At 40.6% G+C, this 20332-nt stretch carries 20 protein-coding genes; 3 read left to right on the top strand and 17 right to left on the bottom strand.

Going from position 1 to position 20332, the window contains the following annotated elements; all coding sequences use genetic code 11:
- Positions 1 to 126: 126 nt before the first annotated feature.
- The 4 genes from AC3II9_RS02260 to AC3II9_RS02275 form a co-directional block, all read right to left on the bottom strand.
- Complete coding sequence (locus AC3II9_RS02260) at positions 127 to 846, bottom strand: WecB/TagA/CpsF family glycosyltransferase (RefSeq protein WP_489152981.1); 720 nt, start codon at positions 844 to 846, stop codon at positions 127 to 129.
- A 537-nt stretch (positions 847 to 1383) separates the two neighbouring features.
- Positions 1384 to 2652, bottom strand: coding sequence for a nucleotide sugar dehydrogenase (locus AC3II9_RS02265; RefSeq protein WP_489152858.1), 1269 nt, complete (start codon positions 2650 to 2652; stop codon positions 1384 to 1386).
- Between the two features lie 640 nt (positions 2653 to 3292).
- Positions 3293 to 4201 (bottom strand): nuclease-related domain-containing protein, encoded by a 909-nt coding sequence (locus tag AC3II9_RS02270; RefSeq protein WP_489152859.1) that lies wholly within the window; start codon positions 4199 to 4201, stop codon positions 3293 to 3295.
- 270 nt (positions 4202 to 4471) lie between these two features.
- Positions 4472 to 4948, bottom strand: coding sequence for an IDEAL domain-containing protein (locus AC3II9_RS02275; protein WP_489152860.1), 477 nt, complete (start codon positions 4946 to 4948; stop codon positions 4472 to 4474).
- A gap of 366 nt (positions 4949 to 5314) precedes the next feature.
- Between AC3II9_RS02275 and AC3II9_RS02280 the strand changes: the two genes are divergently transcribed.
- The gene (locus AC3II9_RS02280) at positions 5315 to 6880 is read left to right on the top strand and encodes a hypothetical protein (protein WP_489152861.1); all 1566 of its coding nucleotides are present in this window, start codon (positions 5315 to 5317) and stop codon (positions 6878 to 6880) included.
- A gap of 13 nt (positions 6881 to 6893) precedes the next feature.
- Positions 6894 to 9647: a DEAD/DEAH box helicase gene (locus AC3II9_RS02285; protein ID WP_489152862.1), complete on the top strand. Its 2754-nt coding sequence runs from the start codon at positions 6894 to 6896 to the stop codon at positions 9645 to 9647.
- A 199-nt stretch (positions 9648 to 9846) separates the two neighbouring features.
- On the opposite strand, the gene AC3II9_RS02290 is transcribed toward AC3II9_RS02285, so the two are convergent.
- Positions 9847 to 10323 (bottom strand): single-stranded DNA-binding protein, encoded by a 477-nt coding sequence (locus AC3II9_RS02290; RefSeq protein ID WP_489152863.1) that lies wholly within the window; start codon positions 10321 to 10323, stop codon positions 9847 to 9849.
- Between the two features lie 247 nt (positions 10324 to 10570).
- Here AC3II9_RS02290 and AC3II9_RS02295 point away from each other — a divergent pair, with 247 nt between their 5' ends.
- Positions 10571 to 10996, top strand: coding sequence for a YwpF family protein (locus AC3II9_RS02295; RefSeq protein WP_489152864.1), 426 nt, complete (start codon positions 10571 to 10573; stop codon positions 10994 to 10996).
- A gap of 177 nt (positions 10997 to 11173) precedes the next feature.
- Here the strand turns inward: AC3II9_RS02295 and AC3II9_RS02300 are convergent, their stop codons facing one another.
- The 12 genes from AC3II9_RS02300 to AC3II9_RS02355 form a co-directional block, all read right to left on the bottom strand.
- On the bottom strand, positions 11174 to 11662 hold the full coding sequence (locus AC3II9_RS02300) for a hypothetical protein (protein WP_489152865.1): 489 nt from the start codon (positions 11660 to 11662) through the stop codon (positions 11174 to 11176).
- Positions 11663 to 11755: 93 nt separating this feature from the next.
- Positions 11756 to 12139 (bottom strand): hypothetical protein, encoded by a 384-nt coding sequence (locus tag AC3II9_RS02305; RefSeq protein ID WP_489152866.1) that lies wholly within the window; start codon positions 12137 to 12139, stop codon positions 11756 to 11758.
- Positions 12140 to 12230: 91 nt separating this feature from the next.
- Entirely contained in the window at positions 12231 to 12665 is a 435-nt protein-coding gene (fabZ, locus tag AC3II9_RS02310; protein ID WP_489152867.1) for a 3-hydroxyacyl-ACP dehydratase FabZ, read from the bottom strand.
- Positions 12666 to 12854: 189 nt separating this feature from the next.
- On the bottom strand, positions 12855 to 13124 hold the full coding sequence (locus AC3II9_RS02315) for a DNA-directed RNA polymerase subunit beta (protein WP_489152868.1): 270 nt from the start codon (positions 13122 to 13124) through the stop codon (positions 12855 to 12857).
- A gap of 20 nt (positions 13125 to 13144) precedes the next feature.
- The gene (locus AC3II9_RS02320; protein WP_489152869.1) at positions 13145 to 13978 is read right to left on the bottom strand and encodes a flagellar hook-basal body protein; all 834 of its coding nucleotides are present in this window, start codon (positions 13976 to 13978) and stop codon (positions 13145 to 13147) included.
- A gap of 12 nt (positions 13979 to 13990) precedes the next feature.
- Positions 13991 to 14830 (bottom strand): flagellar hook-basal body protein, encoded by an 840-nt coding sequence (locus AC3II9_RS02325; protein ID WP_489152870.1) that lies wholly within the window; start codon positions 14828 to 14830, stop codon positions 13991 to 13993.
- Between the two features lie 18 nt (positions 14831 to 14848).
- Complete coding sequence (locus AC3II9_RS02330; RefSeq protein ID WP_489152871.1) at positions 14849 to 15847, bottom strand: rod shape-determining protein; 999 nt, start codon at positions 15845 to 15847, stop codon at positions 14849 to 14851.
- Positions 15848 to 16027: 180 nt separating this feature from the next.
- Positions 16028 to 16318: a sporulation transcriptional regulator SpoIIID gene (locus AC3II9_RS02335; protein WP_391367604.1), complete on the bottom strand. Its 291-nt coding sequence runs from the start codon at positions 16316 to 16318 to the stop codon at positions 16028 to 16030.
- Between the two features lie 60 nt (positions 16319 to 16378).
- Positions 16379 to 17023 carry a peptidoglycan DD-metalloendopeptidase family protein gene (locus AC3II9_RS02340; RefSeq protein ID WP_489152872.1) on the bottom strand — a complete coding sequence of 215 codons (645 nt, stop codon included), beginning with the start codon at positions 17021 to 17023 and terminating at the stop codon, positions 16379 to 16381.
- Positions 17024 to 17169: 146 nt separating this feature from the next.
- Positions 17170 to 18027 (bottom strand): stage II sporulation protein D, encoded by an 858-nt coding sequence (spoIID, locus tag AC3II9_RS02345; protein WP_489152873.1) that lies wholly within the window; start codon positions 18025 to 18027, stop codon positions 17170 to 17172.
- Between the two features lie 341 nt (positions 18028 to 18368).
- On the bottom strand, positions 18369 to 19664 hold the full coding sequence (gene murA / locus AC3II9_RS02350; protein WP_391367613.1) for a UDP-N-acetylglucosamine 1-carboxyvinyltransferase: 1296 nt from the start codon (positions 19662 to 19664) through the stop codon (positions 18369 to 18371).
- Positions 19665 to 20024: 360 nt separating this feature from the next.
- The gene (locus AC3II9_RS02355; RefSeq protein WP_489152874.1) at positions 20025 to 20267 is read right to left on the bottom strand and encodes a DUF1146 family protein; all 243 of its coding nucleotides are present in this window, start codon (positions 20265 to 20267) and stop codon (positions 20025 to 20027) included.
- Between the last annotated feature and the right edge of the window lie 65 nt (positions 20268 to 20332).

Consider the following 20332-nt stretch of genomic DNA (forward strand, 5'->3'; position numbering starts at 1 on the left):
AGAGGAAATCTTACTACTGTTTACAGTGTAACACTTCACCTAAAAAAGAACAACGAATTATTACAATGATTACAAAAATATTTTTAATTGTAATAATAAAACAGTTTATCTTTAACGTACTAAAGTTTATTTGGCTCTTTTATTTCTCGCTACTTCTAGTAGGAAGAGCGGTAATTTGATTTGACGCTTAATACGATGTGGTTCTTTCATTAAACGGTAAAACCATTCCATTCCGACTTTTTGGAATGCTTCTGGTGCACGTTTGACATTACCCGCTAATACATCAAATGAGCCACCTACCCCTTGATAAATCGTTGGGTGAAGCTGATCACGATTCGCATTAATCCAATTTTCTTGCTTCGGCGAGCCCATCGCCACGAATAATAGATCGGGTTGTGCCGCGTTAATTGTATCAAGTACCTTTTGATTATCCTTTTCATAGCCGTCTTGTGTTCCTGCGATTTGGATGCCTGGGTACAGTTGTTGTAGTTTTTCTGCCGCTTTTTCTGCAATGCCTGGCTTCCCACCGTATAGAAAAATCGGTTTTTGACGTTTTGCTGCTTCCTCGCAAAGGCGCAGCATCATGTCCACACCCGTCACACGCGATGTAATGTGCCCTTTTTGGATTTTCGACGCCAAAATCACCCCAATACCATCTGGAATTTGGAATTCTGCATTATTCAGCAGTGTTTTTAACGCTGGATCTTCTTTCGCCTTAATGATTTTTTCAGGGTTAATCGCCACGATCAGCGACTTATGCTTCGTTTCGATTCGCTCGAATACTTTCGGGAGTAATTCATCATAGCTTTCGGTATTCACTTGGATACCTAGTACGGTTTCTTTCATATTTATAAAGACCTTCTTTCTTTTGGTTGATTGGGCTTGCTTGGATTTTAAGTTTTGCTCGTTTGTGCGGTAGTTTTGACCGGATAGCTGGGCTTTTGGGCCGCATACGCGTTCGTTTTGCTCGGATGCTAGGTTTTTGCTCGTTTGCGCCGCGGTTTTGACCGGATAGACGGGCTTTTTGACCGCATACGCGTTTGTTTTGCTCGGATACACCGTGGTTTTGCCCGCATGCTGAGTTTTTACTCGTTTGTGCGACCGTTTTGACCGGATAGCCCGGCTTTTTGACCGCATACGCGTTCGTTTTGCTCGGATACACGGTGGTTTTGCTCGGATACACCGTGGTTTTGACCGCATGCTAGGTTTTTGCTCGTTCGCGCCGCTATTTTGACCGGATAAACCGGCTTTTTGACCGCATACGCGGTGGTTTTGCTCGGATACACATTAGTTTTGCTCACTTAGCGATTTCTAATCGGTCATTAAAAATCCTTTATCCTAAAGAAAAGCAGCGTGCCTATGCACACTGCTCCCCTATCATGTTTAGTTTTTCGCGTCGCCTAACAGATGGAACTCAAATCCTGCAGCTTCCCAAGCGCCGCGGTCTAAGCAGTTTTTCGTGTCAAAGACGATTTTGCCCTTCGATTTAATAGAAGAAACATCCATCGTTTTAAATTCATTGTGGTCTGTTAAGAAGAGTAAAATGTCCGCGTCTTTTGTTGCTTCTTCTAAGTTTTGCGTTTGTGTCGCGTGTTTATTCTCTTTAATATGTGGATCAAATGACACCACGTTTAATCCAAGCTTTTGTAGCTCGTCAACGACAATTGTCGACGGGCTTTCGCGCATATCGTCAATATTCCCTTTAAATGCAAGACCTAGTACAGCAACTGTTGCACCTGCAACGCCCGCTTTATTTAAAATGCTTTGCGTTTTTTGCGCCGTGAAGCTTGGCATAGAGTCGTTCGTGTTACGAGATAGGTGAATAATTTGCGCCGCTTCCCCACCAAGCTCCACAAGGAACCATGGATCGACCGCGATACAGTGACCACCTACACCTGGACCAGGAAGATGCACATTCACACGAGGGTGGTAGTTTGCAAATTTAATCGCTTCCCAAATATTGACCCCAAGCTTGTCTGCCATTTTTGCTAGCTCGTTCGCAAAGGCAATGTTCACATCACGGTATGTGTTTTCCATTACTTTTACTAATTCCGCCGTTGTTGCGTCTGTTAAATGAATTGTCCCTTGTACGAATGTTTCGTAAAGTTCCTTTGTCATTTCTGCCGATTTTTTATTAATGCCCCCAACGATACGGTCGTTGTTTACAAGCTCTTCAAATACTTTGCCCGGAATCACACGCTCTGGTGAATGCGATACGAATAATTCCTCGCCAATTGTTAAGCCTGATTTCACTAATTCTGGTAGCATAATATTTTCAACTGTCTTTGGCGGTACCGTTGACTCTAAAATGACAAGGTTACCTGGCTTCACATAAGGGACGATCGAAGCTGTTGCTTGACGTACATACTCAAGATTCGCTGTATTGTCTGGATTAATCGGTGATGGTACTGCTACGACGAACACATCTGCTTCTTGAGGTGTTGTCGAAGCTGTTAAAAAGCCTTCATCTACCGCTTTATTTAAACGCTCTTGTAAGCCTGTTTCCTCGATGTGTAATTGTTTTTCTTGAATACTTTTTACAGCAGCTGGATTCACGTCAACGCCGTGCACCTTAATACCGTGGTTTGCAAACATTACTGCCGTCGGAAGACCAATATATCCTAACCCAACGACACAGATTGATTTTGTCATGATGTGACTTCCTTTCTAGTTCAAAAAAAGAATAGATATTATTTTATAAACGTCTAGGAATGTAGTTTGGTTCCTAAAACTTTTCATAGCTTTTATAGCGTGAGCTCAAAATGAACTACCTTATAGTATACAACTTTGTCTAGGCTGTGGGAAATGATTTTTATTATAGATTGTTTGAGCGTTTCGGGCGGTTGTTGGGGAATCTTTGTTTTGCTTGTGTGGCTGCTTTTTGACCGGATACATGCTTGTTTTGCTCGCATAGCTGCTTTTTGACCGGATAACCTTGGCTTTTGCTCGGATAGCCTAGTGTTTTGCTCGTTCACCCGGGAGTTTTGACCGGATACACGCTTATTTTGCTCGCACAGCTGCTTTTTGACCGGATAAATCTGGCTTTTGCTCGGATAGTCCAACGTTTTGCTCGTTCAACCGCGGATTTTGACCGGATAGCCCAGCGTTTTGCTCGCACAGCTGCTTTTTGACCGGATAACTCGGGTTTTTGCTCGGATAGCACAGCCTTTTGCTCGTTCACCCGGGAGTTTTGACCGGATACACGCTTGTTTTGCTCGGACATCACCCTAATGAAGCAAAAAAACCGCTACTCTATTTGTAGCGGTAGTTCCTCAACCGATTCCTCATTTGCTTACAGCTGTAGTTTATAAATACTGTTTCGTTTAACTCCTTCTCTTTCTAGTCCGATACTTTTTAAGATTCTTGTTGCTTCTTGGCGGTTTCGCAGATGCAAAAATGCTACACATTCTCGATTTGTCATGACATTTGAAAATAGTACATAATATTCCCTTATAGCTTGAATATGGGCTACACGATCTGTGACACCGCAGCGCATACATTTCCATGTACGCTTAGTTCTTACCATTGGGATTGTTCCGCACTTTCTGCATTCTACGCCGGTTTGTAGAAAACTACGATTAATATTATAGTAGTCACATAATGGAAACCTGTGCCATGGGTCGGATTGTTTTTGTAATATACTTGCTACCTCTGCTGGATTTACAAACGTTTTTGTACTTGGTAGCAAGTGAATATAATTTAACACTTCTTTTCCTATCAGCACGGGATATTGTTTCGATTCATTTTGAATGATTGACGTATGGAATGGAAACAAAATTGCACTAAAAATCGGGAGTTCGATTTTATGCTTAGCAAACAAGCGATTTAATTCGATTTCACTTCGTTCTAACTGGACTTCTGGACTTTGGAAAACATCTTTATTGTCATCCATTTCACGAATCATTTGGCGCGGAGTTTTCATGATGGCAATATGCCCTTTAATATTTTTCACTTCTAGTACTACGCAAAAATAAGGTGTCAGGACGATACAATCGATTTGCGAAGAACCAATAAAAACATTTGAAAGCACAGTGACTTGATGCTGAAATTGTGTTTGAAGCAGCTTGGTAACATACTGTTCACCGTAGTCACCAGATTCAACATTTTTCAGCTCTTTTTGAATATGAGGATATTGATCGCAATTGGAAGAAAGTCTTTTTAGCAACGTATGCAGCCCAAAATAATGGAAAGAGCGTTGCATAATAAAAAGGCCTCCTTTTGCCTAAGCAAAAAGAGGAAAATATGGGTTGAGGAAAGATTCATTGTGTTTACATGAACCTACCCAAATTATACTGACAATACTATCGATTTTCAAATATTTTCTAGTATATTATTTTGATTTAATCGCATCAAACAGCAAAACTTAATGTTAGTATAATAGTTTTTTTGTAGTATGTATTTTTCAATTTTTTTGGCTAAAAAACACCGAGAAAAAATTTTTTCATCGGTGTTTTTTAAGTGGCGTATCTACTCACATTGCATATCCTCCGTTTAACTTTCCCTTCTGCATGATTAAATCATAAAATAACGCTTCATTGCGCTCGGCTAATGCATCATCAATTAAACGCGAAAGGTTTTCCTCTTCCAGTGATTGGATTAATCCTAAAATTTCCACGTCCATTTCCTCTACTTCATCCTTTGCTGGTTTGGCATCGGCAGCTGAGCTTTCAAGAATCGGCGTTAGATGCTCATTTACATTTGATACGAGTAACAATTGATACAATGGTAATCGAATAAAGCGATTGCCGCGCTGGAACACGAATACTTCTGATAAGTTTTCTACCTGCATCGTATTTAAATCAACAGTCATTTCTTTGCCTTCAATCGGAATGAAGTGGTAAATTTCATCGTCTTTCATAATTGAAAAATATTGATACGCAAACACTAGGCGTAGCTTCGTTCCCGATACTTTTGTGTAAAACGGTTTCATAAATTGAACAGTAATCAATGTCCACACCCTCCTAATAGTTAAAATATTCTGTGTATTGATAAAATAAAACTAATACACTGATAGGTATATTTATTCATTTTATGTAAAGCATCCTGCACATATTAGGTTTTCTCGTTAGAAAAAACATGACTAATAACAATAAGGTTACATAGTACTAATATATCCACAATTTAGTGAATTCAAACGCCCTTTTGCAGATAGATTGTGGCGTAACGGTTTATTTTTGCTCAGATATAAGCAGATTTTTTTCACTTAACCATTTACTTTTTTGCCCTAATCCAGAATGAACGTTTCATCTTTATTTACGCTTCGAAACAATTCACGTTATAATAGAAGGAACGACTTTTTTAGGAGAGGTTTTTTATGGGACTTTCGATTCCTGTCATTGCACAGGATAATGTCGATTTTATTAATAGAGAGTTAGCAAAATATGAGCGCGAGTTGCATCCTTCTGCGGCTGAAGATGAAGAGCTCGTGCGTCGTGCTGTGTTTTCAGTGCGCAATAAGTCTGTCTTATTTGAACGTTATAACACGGCATCATCCAAATTGTTTACGGTCGTGCAAGATGTGCGCCCTGCGGAAGTAACGATTGATTTCCGCTACCAGGCTACGCAATGTACATGCCCACAAAAAATGTGTCGGCACCAGCTCGGTGTACTGCTTGGCTTGTATCAATACTTTGGCTCTGTGCAAGAGTGGGCAGCGAACTGGCGTAATAAGAGTTCCGTCCAATTCGTCCAGTTAGCAACAGAGCGAACACCAGAAAGCTGGCAACGAATGGTCGAGGAAGTGATGAATCACTTACTACCAGCAGGACGCCGCATTGAAAGTTATTTAGTGACATCGATTATTGATCATGCACACGCTAAATTGCGCCGCTATATGCCACTTGAACGAGAATGGCAACCGATTTATAAGCTTTATATGGAGCTCGCCGTATTAAATAAAATTTGGTTTCACTTTATCGCAACAGCTTCACCGCTGCATTCAGATTACTTCCAATATGCGATGGATAGGCGTTATGAATATGCGCTTGATATTATCGATGAATTAAGCAGTAAGTCGAGACTTTTTGCGACGGATCCATTTTATGATGCGTTGCAACAACAGGTTCGCACACTCTTGTTGCAAGGGGAAGGATTACCGCACCTGCGAATTAGTTTTTATTTAGTATGCTGGGAAAAAATTTTCCATGACAAAAAACGAGCCGAGCAAGAGCTAGCTGCCTTAGCAGACATGAAACAAGCAGCGGATATCCCGCGTGATGCCATTAACCTGCTTTTCCATATCGTATTAAAAGATTACAAAGCACTTGAGCAAAGCTTGCAACACATACAACCTGAAGTTATTCATATTTATGAAGCCCTTGTGCATTTTGCCCGCAATGTATTCGATGAACGGGCAGCTACCCTTCTATTAAAAGCGATGTTGCCACATGTAAAACAGTATATTCAGGAAGTATTGCCTCCGCATCACCGCCAGCTCTTTACAAATACGTTAAATGATTTATATGGAGCAATTGAGCTCACCGAGGCAGAAGAACTAACCCTTTACGGTGCATTCGGCAGATATGGTATTCAACCGTATTCCGACTACTTATTGCAAAAGGGACGCTACGCGGACTGGGTAGCCCTTCATCAGCTCTACCCATCGTCTATTTCGTATTTGGAGTCGATTGGGCTCAAACAAGTATTATCAGAAAACCCGGCTGCTACATTACCGCTTTACCATCACTATGCCATGGAAGAAATTAAGCAAAAATCACGCATGAATTACAAACAGGCAGTTCGACTTTGGAAAGGGATGAAGTCTGCTGCGAAAAAAGCGGGCAAAACGGCTTACTTTGAAGCCTATATGGAAAACGTACGACTGCATTTTAAACGACTACGAGCATTACAAGAAGAGCTCGATAAAGCCAAATTATGTTAAGGAGTGATGAAAAATGATCGAGACAGTACCTTTCGTAAAAACGCTCCGCTTAAAAATCGAGTTAGTGAACGCGGGTTACTACTCCTTAACTGCATTAAATGAAGACGGGCTCATTCATGCAGCAGCGAGTTGGGCACCGCTTCTTTATTATAAATACGAACCAAACTTTTATGGGATTAGTGCGAAAATGGATGAGCGTGACCTCGTGATTTCGGCTGCTCATTTACTGGATGCCCTGTCGCCGCGCTATAAACATCCGTTTCTACACATTGAGCCGGCTGACCCAAGTTCGGCACGGCACCTTGCCCATATTAACGCTGCACTTACCTACTGGCAAGACGACACCCTGTGGCAACATGCGCATGTAACGGAAGACAAATTAACCTTTAATGTGGAACATGCAGCCATACTTGAGCAAGCTGTTACGCAGCAGTTAACAAAAGCCGGGCTGACAGTTGCAGATGTCCCTGCGCTACTGCCGTATTTTCAAAACGGGGGCTGGCCGCTACAAACAGAGCGTATGGCAGGCAATGTACAAGTTGCGCTTCGTTTAAGTGAACCGGCTGAGCAGGAGGAGGACTGGGTACTGGAAACGGTTTTGCTATCCCCTACCTCAGCGAAGCACTGGACACCCGCCATTCGTAAACGTACCTTACCTATTGAAATGGTACTTCCCGAGAAATGGGCAGAACTGACGCCAGATATTGAACAGCTACAAGATCAAATCATCAAACTGCTCACACTCGAACAGCATGCACCGTCTCCCACTTCCTTTATCCATCTACGATTGCAAGATGCGGATGTGCGGCATTTCTTACAGCATGATTTAGCGAAGTTACAAGCACTTGGATTTGAAATTATTTTACCTGCTTGGTTAAAAGAGCTAAAGCAGTCGAAATTAAAAGTACGAGTAAGCGCAGGGAATACATCCGCAAGAAAAACAGCCGGTCTGGATGATATTTTGACATTCCGCTGGCAGTTCTCGATGAATAATGAAGCCATCTCTGCGGAACAATTCCGCAAGCTCGTGGAAGAAAAGCGTGAATTTATGCGGATTGGGAACGAATGGTTCCGCATTGATGCAAACTGGCTCCAGGAGATGCGTGAGCTTATGAATCAAGCCGAAGAAGAAAACTGGACCGTTCGCGATTTACTGTTCCGTGAATTGCCGGAAACATTAATGGCACCACTTGAAGAGGAAGATGATGCAGAACGCGACGACCCGATGTTTGCCTTTGAAATGCAGAAATCATTGCAAGGGTACATTGAACAACTGCAACATAAGCAAGGGCTTCCACCTGTTGCACCTCCGATTCGTTTGCAGGCAACGCTACGTCCCTATCAGCAACAAGGATACGAATGGCTTGTCTTTATGCGACAGCAACAATTCGGTGCCTGTCTAGCAGATGATATGGGGCTCGGAAAAACGGTGCAGCTTATTTCTTATGTGCTTTATACGATTGAGACACTAGAAGTCGAAGAACCAACGATCATTATTTGCCCGACTTCCGTACTTGGAAATTGGCAAAAAGAGCTTGCGCGTTTTGCGCCAACGCTTACTGTGCATACACATTACAGCGCTAATCGTTTGAAGAACGAACAATTTGAGGGGTTCTTACAAACAGAACGCCCACATATTATTTTGTCCACATATGGAACAATCTCGCAAGATGCTGAGTTCTTACAGCATATACGTTGGGCAACGGTCGTGTTAGATGAAGCACAAAATATTAAAAATATGCAAACGTTGCAATCCCGCTCTATTCGCACATTAAAAGGGGCACATCATATTGCCTTAACCGGGACACCTGTTGAAAATCGCTTATCGGAGCTTTGGGCCATCTTTGACTTTATGCATAAAGGCTATCTCGGTAGCTTCGGCAAATTCCAAGAGCAGTTTATTTTACCGATTGAAAAGGATGAATCCGAAAAACATAAGCAAATCTTGCAGATGAAAATTCGTCCATTTTTACTGCGCCGAACAAAGCGTGACCCAGACTTAATGCTCAACTTGCCAGATAAACAGGAAACGCAAGAGTTTTGTCCATTAACACCTGAACAAGCCGCGCTATATGAAGGGTTTATTGAAGAAACTGTTGCCCAGCTTGAGAAGTTAACGGGCTTTGAGAAAAAAGGGCGCATTTTAAAAATGCTTAATAAGCTCAAACAATTATGTAACCACCCTGCCCTTTATTTAAAAGAGCCATTTGATGAAGCGCAAGTTGAGCTAGAGCGTTCTGTTAAAGTGAAACGGATCGTACAGCTGGCCGCAGACATCGTTGAAAATGGCGAGCAATGTTTAATCTTTACTCAATATATCGGGATGGGGCAACTGCTACAGCATTGTTTCTCAGAACTCTATGACCTGGACGTACCGTTTTTAACCGGCAGCATGCCAAAACAACAGCGGGACCGCTTAGTGGACAGCTTTCAAAAAGGAGAGTTCCCGATCTTTTTATTATCGCTCAAAGCGGGCGGGACAGGACTCAACTTAACAGCTGCCAATCACGTTCTACATGCCGATCGTTGGTGGAATCCAGCTGTTGAAAATCAAGCAACAGACCGCGCCTACCGTATTGGTCAAACACAGTTTGTGCAAGTGCATAAATTTATTACGATTGGAACGATTGAAGAAAAAATCGATAAAATGATCGCTATCAAATCCGCACTTTCAGAAGAATTGATTCAATCGAGTAAGTGGCTCACAGAACTGGATGATGCTGAGTTAATGAATTTAATGATGCTCGACACAGCGAATTTAACATAAAGAGGGAGAGTCTTTTTTGCCACGCGCGCAGGAAAGACTCTCTTTTTATCGGTTCTACTACTATTCAGTTGTTAAGAAGATAACGGTATAGATAGCGATATACCGTAGTTTAGTAAGTGGGGGTAAAAATTGTACAGTCTTTTGTACAGATTTGATTTGTTTGTTGCACTACTATAACGAAAGCAATTCGTCATGTTCTTTACCTTCTTACAATTGCATGTTCACCTGTCACTGACTCCGCATTTACGTCTACTTCTTGCTCCTCAGAAGGAAGCACAAAATGTTCCTCTAAGGGCGTTTCCTTTATTTCTTGCGTCGCTTTATATGCTGAAGCTTCCGATGCGAGCTGCTCTTCCCGCTGCTTCAAGGCAAAAAATCGGACATCTTCGACCAATACTTCCATTGTATATACTTTACTATTTTCCTTATTGACATACGTTTTTGATTGTAAGCGTCCACTCACCCCAATGAGCGAGCCTTTGCCGCAATATTTGGCGATACGTTCCGCAAGTTTTCCCCAAGCGATGCAAAGTAAATAATCTGCATCGACTCCGCCTTGAGTATTTCGAAAGTTTCGATTGATGGCAATAACAAAGCTTACAGTTACTTTATTGTCAGATAGTTGTCGAAGAACGGGATCTTTTGTCAATCGTCCGACTAGCCCGACTTGGTTCATTGATACACCTCCTTTCGTTGTTGTTATCTTATTACATAATGTATTTTTGAGCAAAATGCCAAAATAGAGATTTGCTATCATTTTGGCGTACCAAAAATCATTTTTGACTACACGCCAAAATAAAAAAATGCATCATTTTATATGCCTATCCTTGATTTATCAACAACGACAGAAAGAGCCGACTTTTTAAATTTGCAAAGTTTTTCTATGGTATAATGACTTCAAAAAGAAAGCCGGGTGGAGGAAAATGAAAACGTTTAAAATGATCTCTTTTGACTTACTGTTAGCTGGTCATGCACAGCAAATTCCGTTAATAGATGGCATTATTATTAATCAGGAAAATAGCCATCATTCGTGGATTTTAGAGCTATATATTCCAAACAACTTGAATGAAGTGTTTGAGCCACTGCTCACTTCTGGTGATGTGTTTGAAGCACGAGCCGTCATCTCATTCCCCGACAATGAACCCGCACCTTTTACACTAGTTGTCAGCAAAATTAAACACATCGGTGATCAGATTTCCGTTTTGTTAAAAGGGACATTAAAGGCACAGCGTAAGCGTTACGCAGAGCAATTATTGCAAGAGCTTTTAGCAGAAGGATTAGCCAGTGACCAGCTACTTGACCGCTTTAAACAAGGTATGAAAGAACGCCCAAAATTGAAAGGTATGTAAAATGGCGTGCTTAAGAGGTTGTTTTGCTTAAGGAGAGCGGATATGCGGTTGTTTTGACCGCTTAGCTGCGGCTTTTGCTCGTTAGCAATTTCCTTTTGTCCAGTTACAAATAATCATCTCAGATAACAAAATAAAAAACACGACTGCTCAATCAGCAGTCGTGTTCTTTGTTTATTTTTACCTAACCGTTCTGTCCATGCGTTCACGAGTATCAATAATGTCTTGTTCTTTATTAATGATGTCTCGTTCATCATTGATAATTCGCTGTTCCTTGTTATTTAGATCAGGAGCAGCAGCATTTTCATCGACGCCATCAATTCTTCGTTCTTCTAAACCGCGATTATTCGTCGAATTATTACCACTCATGCCATTGTTGCCCCCAGCACCATTCATGTTGTTACCACCGTTGAAGTCAGAACCACGATTATCTTTATTCGATGTTGGTGACTCAACATTGGCATTGTCCCCATTCATATAGAGACCACGATCAGAGCCGTTTGTGCCATTATTTACCCCATCAATTGTACCATTGTTGTTATCGTATGGTGTTACGATGTCACTTGCCTTTTCGTTGTTAGTCATCGGTGTTTCATGGTTGTTTGTGTTACAAGCAGCAAGTGTTGTACTAGCCAGTAGAGCAGCGGCGATTAGGCTCCCTTTACGCATAAAAAATTCCTCCTTTCTTCGGCTTCATTTGACTACAATGTAGTCAACAGTAGATTGCCCGAGAAAAGGAGGAACTATCCTAAATTTACGTATCTATTTTAATTGCTGTTTTAGTAGTTGTTCTACATATGCTGCTTCTGCTTTACAATCAAAAGTATAGTTTGTTCCAAGTTGTTTTTGCATTTTTTCAATCGAATCTATTTGCTTTTTTGTTGGTTTTTCATTTAAAATTTTTGCAATCACTTCGTCGATTTTCTTTGCCACTTCTTCATGGAACTCAGGATTCGTTAGTATTTCTTGTGGTACTTTGTCAAACCAAGCTGCATTTTCTGTAAAATACTTTTGCCAACTTGCGACAAAATCCTCCATCGAAAATTTATCTTCATCCCAGCCAATACTCCCCAAATACAATTCAAATGATGTTGAGATAGAACGGGTAATGCTTATCTTGACGCCTGAAGATAGTTCTTTATACATCTATTTTAAACCTCCTACGTTTAAAGCCAAACCTACGTACATAAACAATGTTAACCTTTGTATTTTATAACCTTTAGCTAATAAAAACAAATCAGCCTGTGACAGGGCCTAATGCAAATAAAATTTCAGCTTCACATACAAGTTCACCGTCTACTGTTGCAATCCCTTTGCCTTTACCCATTTGTCCGCGTAACTTAATAAATTCCACTTCCAAGCGTAGCTGATCGCCTGGCGTTACTTGACGTTTAAAACGACAATTGTCGATACCTGTTAAAAATGCTAAGCGTCCTTTATTTCCTTCTACGCTTAATAAAGCAACGCCACCTACTTGTGCCAATGCTTCGACAATTAATACACCTGGCATCACTGGATAACCAGGGAAATGTCCATTAAAAAAGTCTTCATTAATCGTTACATTTTTAAGTCCAACAGCACGTTTTCCTTCTTCTAATTCGACAATACGGTCTACTAAAAGAAACGGATAACGATGTGGTAAAATTGCTTGAATTTGTTCTACATTTAACATGTTAATACTCCCCTCGTGCGCTATGTATAAATAAAAAATTTGTTCGCATTATGTAAATGACGAATCGTTACATCTTCTATGTTAGAAAGATACATCTCGACCTAAAACAGGTCGAGATGTTAGCCTTGCCTTTGTTATGAATTATTCTATTCATTTTTATAAGCCACTACATATGCCTGAACTATTGTTTTACTGTTTTCCATTCAAAATATCAAGAATATGCTCCCACGTGCTCCATTTCAGGGCATCGCTCGCATTTCCTTCACCGATGACAGAATAGCCGAAAACAACACCGATTGCCCCTGCTACTACAAATAATAGTAGCACTAAAATGATACGAAGCCAAATTGGTATTAGACGAATTTGTACCCATCGTGTGGATGTTTCTTCAACCGGCGTCTCCGCTTGTCTTTTCTTTTTTGGCTGCTCTTTGGCGGTATGGTTTAATTCATTCGTCATTACTGTTCTCCCTAATTTACTTATCGGATGCCATTAATCAGGCCTAACATTTGGTCACCAATCGTAATGGCACGTGAATTAAATTGATAAGAGCGCTGTGCTGCAATTAAATCCGTCATTTCCTTCGATAAGTCTACGTTTGAAGATTCTAATGCACCAATTTGCATGCTCACTTCATTACGATTCAACCCTTGTAAATCAGTTAAAATCTCTTCTTCAGCATAACCAATTTCGTCCAAATTATTCGGTAAACTGATATATGCACCGCTGTTTACGTGCTCCATTACTTGCGGTTTTGTAATTTGTGTTACAGCTAAATCAAATTGGATGACTTGTCCATCTTCATAGTTGACATTTAATGTGCCTGCTTGTGACATCGTAAAGTCTTTCACACCATCTGGAAACGTAATCGATGTACCGTTAGCAGACAGGACCGGATAGCCATCACTTGTCACTAATACGTTTGTACCGTCTCCTTGTGGGGACATATAGAAATTCCCTTGGCGTGTATATGCTGTTGAACCATCTGCTAGCTCAACGTTAAAGTATTGATTGGACTTTGTAAAAGCAAAATCTAAGTTACGATCGGTCATTTGCAAAGAGCCTTGTGATTCATTTGATTGAATTTGGCTTATATGTGCCCCGACACCATAGCGAATGCCTACTGGTGATTGACGAAACGCTGGGTTATCTTGCTGATCATTATTAAATTGTTGATACAATAACTCTTGGAAATTTGCTTGTTTTGTTTTATAGCCAATTGTATTGCTATTTGCGATATTATTACTAATCGTATCTAGTTGAACTTGCAGTTGTCCGAGTGTGTTCGCTGCTGTATGCATTGTACGAATCATCTACTAAGCCTCCTATACTTTACCGATTTCATTTACCGCTTTGTCGATGCTCTTATCGTAAGCTTGTAGCACTTTTTGGTTTGCTTCATATGCTCGGTAAGCGGTCATTAAATTTGTCATGGATTGTGCAGAATCTACATTCGATGCTTCTAAGTATTGCTGTTGCATACTAAATGTGACCCCATCTACCTCATAAGCTGAAGGCAATGCCTCTCCCTCTAATAGACGGAATAACCCATTGTCTTGTTTCATTAAGAGATCCGTATTCGCTGCAAATGCAACGCCTAATTGTGCTATTTGCCCGCCGTCTTCATCTGTAATGATGCCATCAGGCGATATAGTGAACTGATCATTTTGTAATTGAATCGGATTGCCTTCTCGATCTAGCACATATTGCCCTAGTGCTGTGACAAGATTGCCTTGCCCATCTAATGTAAAATTCCCATTACGTGTGTAAGCCTCGTTCCCATCTGGGTGCTGTACACGGAAGAAAATTGCCCCTTGATTGCCCGATTGCTCATCCACTGGCAGTTGTCCATCAAGCAACGCGACATCTGTTAAAAGACCGGTTTCTCGTAATGCACCTTGCATATAGTTCCCCAGTGTTTCTTGTAAATACACCCCGGTATTTAATGCGCCAACAGGTGTGGCCTGTAATGCATTTAACCCTTTTTGTGTTGGAATACCATTGGATGTAATGGCTGACATCAGCATATCCGGAAATGAACGGATTGTCGATTGGTCTGCTTTATAACCTGGTGTATTAGCATTTGCCATATTATTTGTCAGAATTTCTGTTTTTCGTTGTTGAGCAGTCATACCAGACATGGCTGTATAAAACCCTTTAAACATGGAAGCTCACCTCGAGAATTAAAGTTTTGATGCTACGCGATCAATGTTATCAAGCATAATGCCTGTCCCAATGGCTACGCAGTCCATTGGATTTTCAGCGATAAATACAGGCACTTTTAATTCTTCCATTAGTAGTTGATCCATGCCATGTAATAATGCGCCGCCACCTGTTAAAATCACACCGCGGTCAATAATATCCGCTGATAACTCTGGCGGTGTTTTTTCTAGTACATTTTTAGCCGATTGTACAATCATCGCTACCGATTCCCGTAGTGCACTGTCGATCTCACTCGAATGAATCGTAATCGTGCGCGGTAAACCTGTCACCATATCACGACCGCGAATATCCATCGTTTCATCATGCCCTGCTTCTTTAAATACAGTACCGATTGTCATTTTAATTTGCTCTGCTGTACGCTCACCAATTAATAGCTTGTACTGTCTCTTTATGTATTGGAGTATATCATTGTCAAAAACGTCACCCGCTACTTTAATTGACTCACTTGTTACAATATCACCCATTGATAGTACGGCGACATCTGTCGTTCCGCCACCGATGTCGACGACCATATTGCCGCTCGGTTGGAAAATATCCATTCCTGCACCGATTGCCGCTACTTTTGGCTCTTCTTCTAAATATACTTTTTTGCCACCCGATTTTTCCGCTGCTTCACGAATCGCTTTTTGCTCTACACTCGTAATGTTTGTCGGGCAACAAATTAAAATACGTGGCTTCGATAAAAAGCCCTTTACATTTAACTTATTTAAGAAGTATTTTAGCATCGCTTCTGTCGAATCAAAGTCGGCAATGACCCCATCCTTTAATGGACGAATCGCTACGATATTACCTGGTGTACGTCCAACCATTTGACGTGCTTCCTCACCAACAGCTAGGACTTTATTTGATTTTTTATCAATTGCTACAACAGAAGGCTCATTTAACACGATGCCTTTGCCCTTCACATGAATCAGTACATTCGCCGTACCTAAATCGATGCCAATATCTTTAGAAAACATGTTTTTTTATCTCCTTCCCAGCTTCTCCAACATGTACACGTGCATATCTGTTTATCTTGAATATTTTATCATATTAAAGGCTAAATTACATCTATATTATCGGTAATACTTTCCTTTTACAACAATACCACCTACTCATTTCGACAATAAAAAAAGCATTTCGACGATTTTTGATACTCGTCAAAACGCTTTTTCGTCCATGTGGGTCTGTTGATCTTTGTGCTGTTTTTGCTGCCATTTCTTCCGTGTCGCTTCTCCTCCTCGGAGATGCCTGATTGATTTATGATACGCTAAAACTTGCTTAACATCTGTTGACAATGTCTCGTTAACTTTTTCTAGGCGTTCTGTCAGATCTTTATGGACCGTACTTTTCGAATACCCTGTCATTTTAGCGATGGCGCGAACGGTTTCCCCTGTCTCTACTAGCAGCTGCCCTAATTTCACGCAGCGATGCCGAATATGCTCGTGCACGCTCTCTTCCTTTCAATCGCGTGTTTATTCAGCTTATGCCGCGTGTAGGAACATTAGAACTTAGAATGCCAGTAACGTTCTAGGATTAATGTACTGACCGTCTTTTAATACTTCAAAATGAAGGTGAATGCCTGCTGTTGGGTTCCATTCATTTTCAATTGTCATCCCAATCGGCTCCCCTTGTACGACATTATCGCCTTCTTTTACGACAATATCCCCTACAGAAGTATACTGTGTTGTATAGCCATTTTCGTGTTCAATTGTCACTTTGTTGCCCGTAAATGCATCGAGCTTCACTTCTTTGACTGTACCACTTAATGCGGCTAACACTTGGAACGGTTCGCTATTAATAGCGATCGAAACACCATTTGACGCTGAGTATGTTTGATTAAATACAAGTAGTGCATTTTCACGTGTTTCAGCATCTGCTGTTACATCATAAAAGTCCTGTAAAATTTTCACGTTGTTTAATTGTAACTCATCAAACGGAAATTTCATTGTTTCTTCTACTGCATTTGTTTCAATAATTGTTTCCGGCTCTTGTGATACAGGTTGAAGTGTATCCGATTCCTCCGGTGTAACTAGTACATTATAAAGTACGATAAAGGCAATCATAATAATTGCAATGATTGCATAAACAGCTGGCCAAAACCATTTTTGATCGACCCAAGTTTTTGGAGAAGTAGTTTGTTTATCCTCTCGCATAATATTATCACCTCGAGTGCTATTGTTAACACATTTTGGTGATTTTAAACAAAGTTATACATAAATTTTACAATATTTTTTTGTGAAAATGTATAGTTCTTTCATAAAGGAAGAAATCATGCTGTCACCATTTTCATAAAAAAGCCTCATTGTTCTGCACAGGCAAGGGTAGCCATCTCTGTATTTGGATAATAATGCGCCAAAATTTGTTCCGCTGTTTTCCCTGTTTGGGCAAGTTCATTCGCTCCGTACTGACTCATTCCTACGCCATGCCCGTAACCTTTTGTAGCAATCGTAATGTCTGTATTCACCGTAATCGTGAAGTCTGTCGATTTTAAGTTTAACAATTCACGAAACTCGCGCCCTGTCCACGTTTTCCCGCCGATTGCAATCGTTTCGACACGCTTGGTATTGTTACGTGTTATTTTGGCTTGTTGCAGTTGAGCAAGCGTCAATGTTGTTTGTAGCTTGTCATTTAACTGCGTAAGCGTCAACGTTTGCGTATCTCGATATTCTTCAGGTGTAGAAACAGTTGTAAGATAGGCCACGGTCGTGCCACTATAGTTTTGGGCAGATTCTGTTTGGCCATTGGAAGCAGCATGAAACATTGCCGTAATCGGTTCATTATTATAAGTAAGAATTTGATTTTTCGTAGCCGTTACTGCTTCTTTTAGTTTTTCTTCATATTTCGGATCTCGTTCTTCTTTAAATACTTGGTGGGCTGTCGTTTGCTTAATGGGGGTTGTACCGAAACTAGTTTGGTGCATAGCATATGTTCTCGCCGCAATGGCTTGTGCCTTTAATGCTTCCGGATGAAAGCTTGCTGGCATTTCTCCAGCCACTACACCGATTAAATATTGCTCGAGCGGAATTTGTTCATTTGATTCGGCAAGCGTGATAAAAACTTCACAATCCTCCTCTTCCTGTAAATTTTGAGTTTGAGTTTGAGTTTTTTTGTACTGCAATGGAATGATAAATAACAAAATAATAAGGGCAACAAACATAATGTATTTTTTCATAACGCAATGTATGAGGAAAGAGCTTGTAATAATTCCGAGAAAGCTTTAAATTTTCTCCACCTGTTTTCGGCACAATTCTACTTGTTTTTTTGTGGATGGGATTGGGGGATTGATTTTTGCTCGGATAGCCTCGGCTTTTGACCGCTTACGGACTTGTTTTGCTCGTTCAGCTGCTTTTTGCTCGGATAGCCTCAGCTTTTGCTCGGATAGCACGGGCTTTTGACCGTTCAACGCGGGGCTTTTGCTGACAAATAAAAAAATTGCGAGCAAAATTAATTACTCACAATTTTTTATCATATAATTATAGAAATAAGCATAGCGTACATTTAAGCCGTTGCTTGTTTTTTGACAATCGCTTTATCTGTTACACGTTCGATATCTGCGCCTAATGCGGCAAGCTTTTCATGGAAATTGACATACCCACGGTCTAAATGATGAAGCTTTGTCACACGTGTCATGCCTTCTGATACTAACCCTGCTAAAATTAACGAGGCTGCTGCACGTAAATCAGTAGCTGCTACTTCAGCACCTTGCAAGTCTGCTTTTCCCTCAATAAACACAGAGCGACCTTCGATTTTAGACACTGCATTCATACGGCGGAATTCTTCGACATGCATAAAACGATTCTCAAATACCGTCTCCGTAATAATGCTTGTGCCTTCAGCCGTAAGCATGAGCGCCATTAACTGCGACTGCATATCCGTTGGGAAACCTGGATGTGGCATCGTTTTAATATCGACTGCTTTTAACGGACCATTGGCACGTACACGGAGTCCTTCTGCTTCTTCTGTGATTTCTACGCCCATTTCACGCATTTTCGCAATTAATGCGGTCATATGCTCAGGCACCGCATTTTCAATGACTACATCGCCACGCGTAATGGCCGCTGCTACCATAAATGTGCCCGCTTCAATACGATCAGGAATAATATAATGTGTCGTACCTGTTAATTCTGTTACACCTTCAATTCGAATTGTGTCTGTACCCGCACCTATGACGCGTCCACCCATAGCATTAATAAAATTCGCTAAATCGACAATTTCAGGCTCTTTCGCTGCATTTTCAATAATTGTTGTACCTTCTGCAAGTGCAGCTGCTGACATAATATTTTCTGTTGCCCCAACGCTCGGGAAGTCTAAATAAATTTTCGCACCTTTTAGACGATCTTTTACAACAGCTTCCACATACCCATGACCAACTGAAATTTCTGCACCCATTGCCTCAAAACCTTTTAAATGCAACTCAATCGGTCGCGATCCAATTGCACATCCACCCGGAAGTGCGACACGAGCAAACCCGTTACGTCCAAGCAATGACCCCATTACTAAAATCGAAGCGCGCATCTTGCTTACATACTCAAACTGAGCTTCACTTGAAAGGCTACCTGAAGCATCAATAACCATTTCATTTTGATCTGCTTTATATTCTACTTTGGCATTTAAGCTTTTTAGTACTTCACTAATCGTGTGTACATCTGCTAAGTCTGGTACATCTCTAATAATATGCTTTTTATTTGAAGCTAACAGTGAGGCTGCCAAGATGGGTAAAACGGCATTTTTTGCACCTTCTACTTTTACTTTGCCTGTTAATGTCCGGCCACCTGTTACAATAATTTTATCCACAATTCGTCCCTCCGAATACAATTGTTACGAAACTGCAAAACCCAATTTATAAAAAAAGTTTAATAGTCTAATTTATACAAACAATTTAATGTTAACTTGTAAGACCTCTCAATACAAGCGCCCAAATCACTATTTTACGTTATTTTGTAGAAATAAGCTACATTTTATAATACGCACGTTATACAAATATCGTGAATTACCTATTAATCAAAAAAATGTATAATTGTTTACTACACTACAGGCAAAATACTATTGTGGAAATAAAAACAAGTAACAATGTGGGCCATTATAAACTTTGTAGCGATAAACAAGGGCTTATTTCCCCCTACAATGCATATAACTTACTATGTATCCTTTTATTTATCGAAATAAATAAGGAATTTGCTGTGACCAATTCGAAAAATTGATAAAGAAATCAGCGACACTTGAACCAATCGCAATGCTTAATAAAATATAAATCAATTGAATTTGAAATACTTTCCCTTTTTTAAAAAGCTGCTCTAAGCGAAACGCTTGTAGCGCGTAAAAAGTAACGCCGATAAAAAAGAGGTACGCGCCAATCCCAAATGCAGCTTGCTGACCCGCTTCCGTATAAAAATCCATCCCGAATGCCTCCATGTTTAGAAAGACACCTCTCGACAAAAGTAGGTCGAGAAGGTGTCTTTTGC

The sequence above is a fragment of the Lysinibacillus sp. RU7 genome (assembly GCF_057837305.1).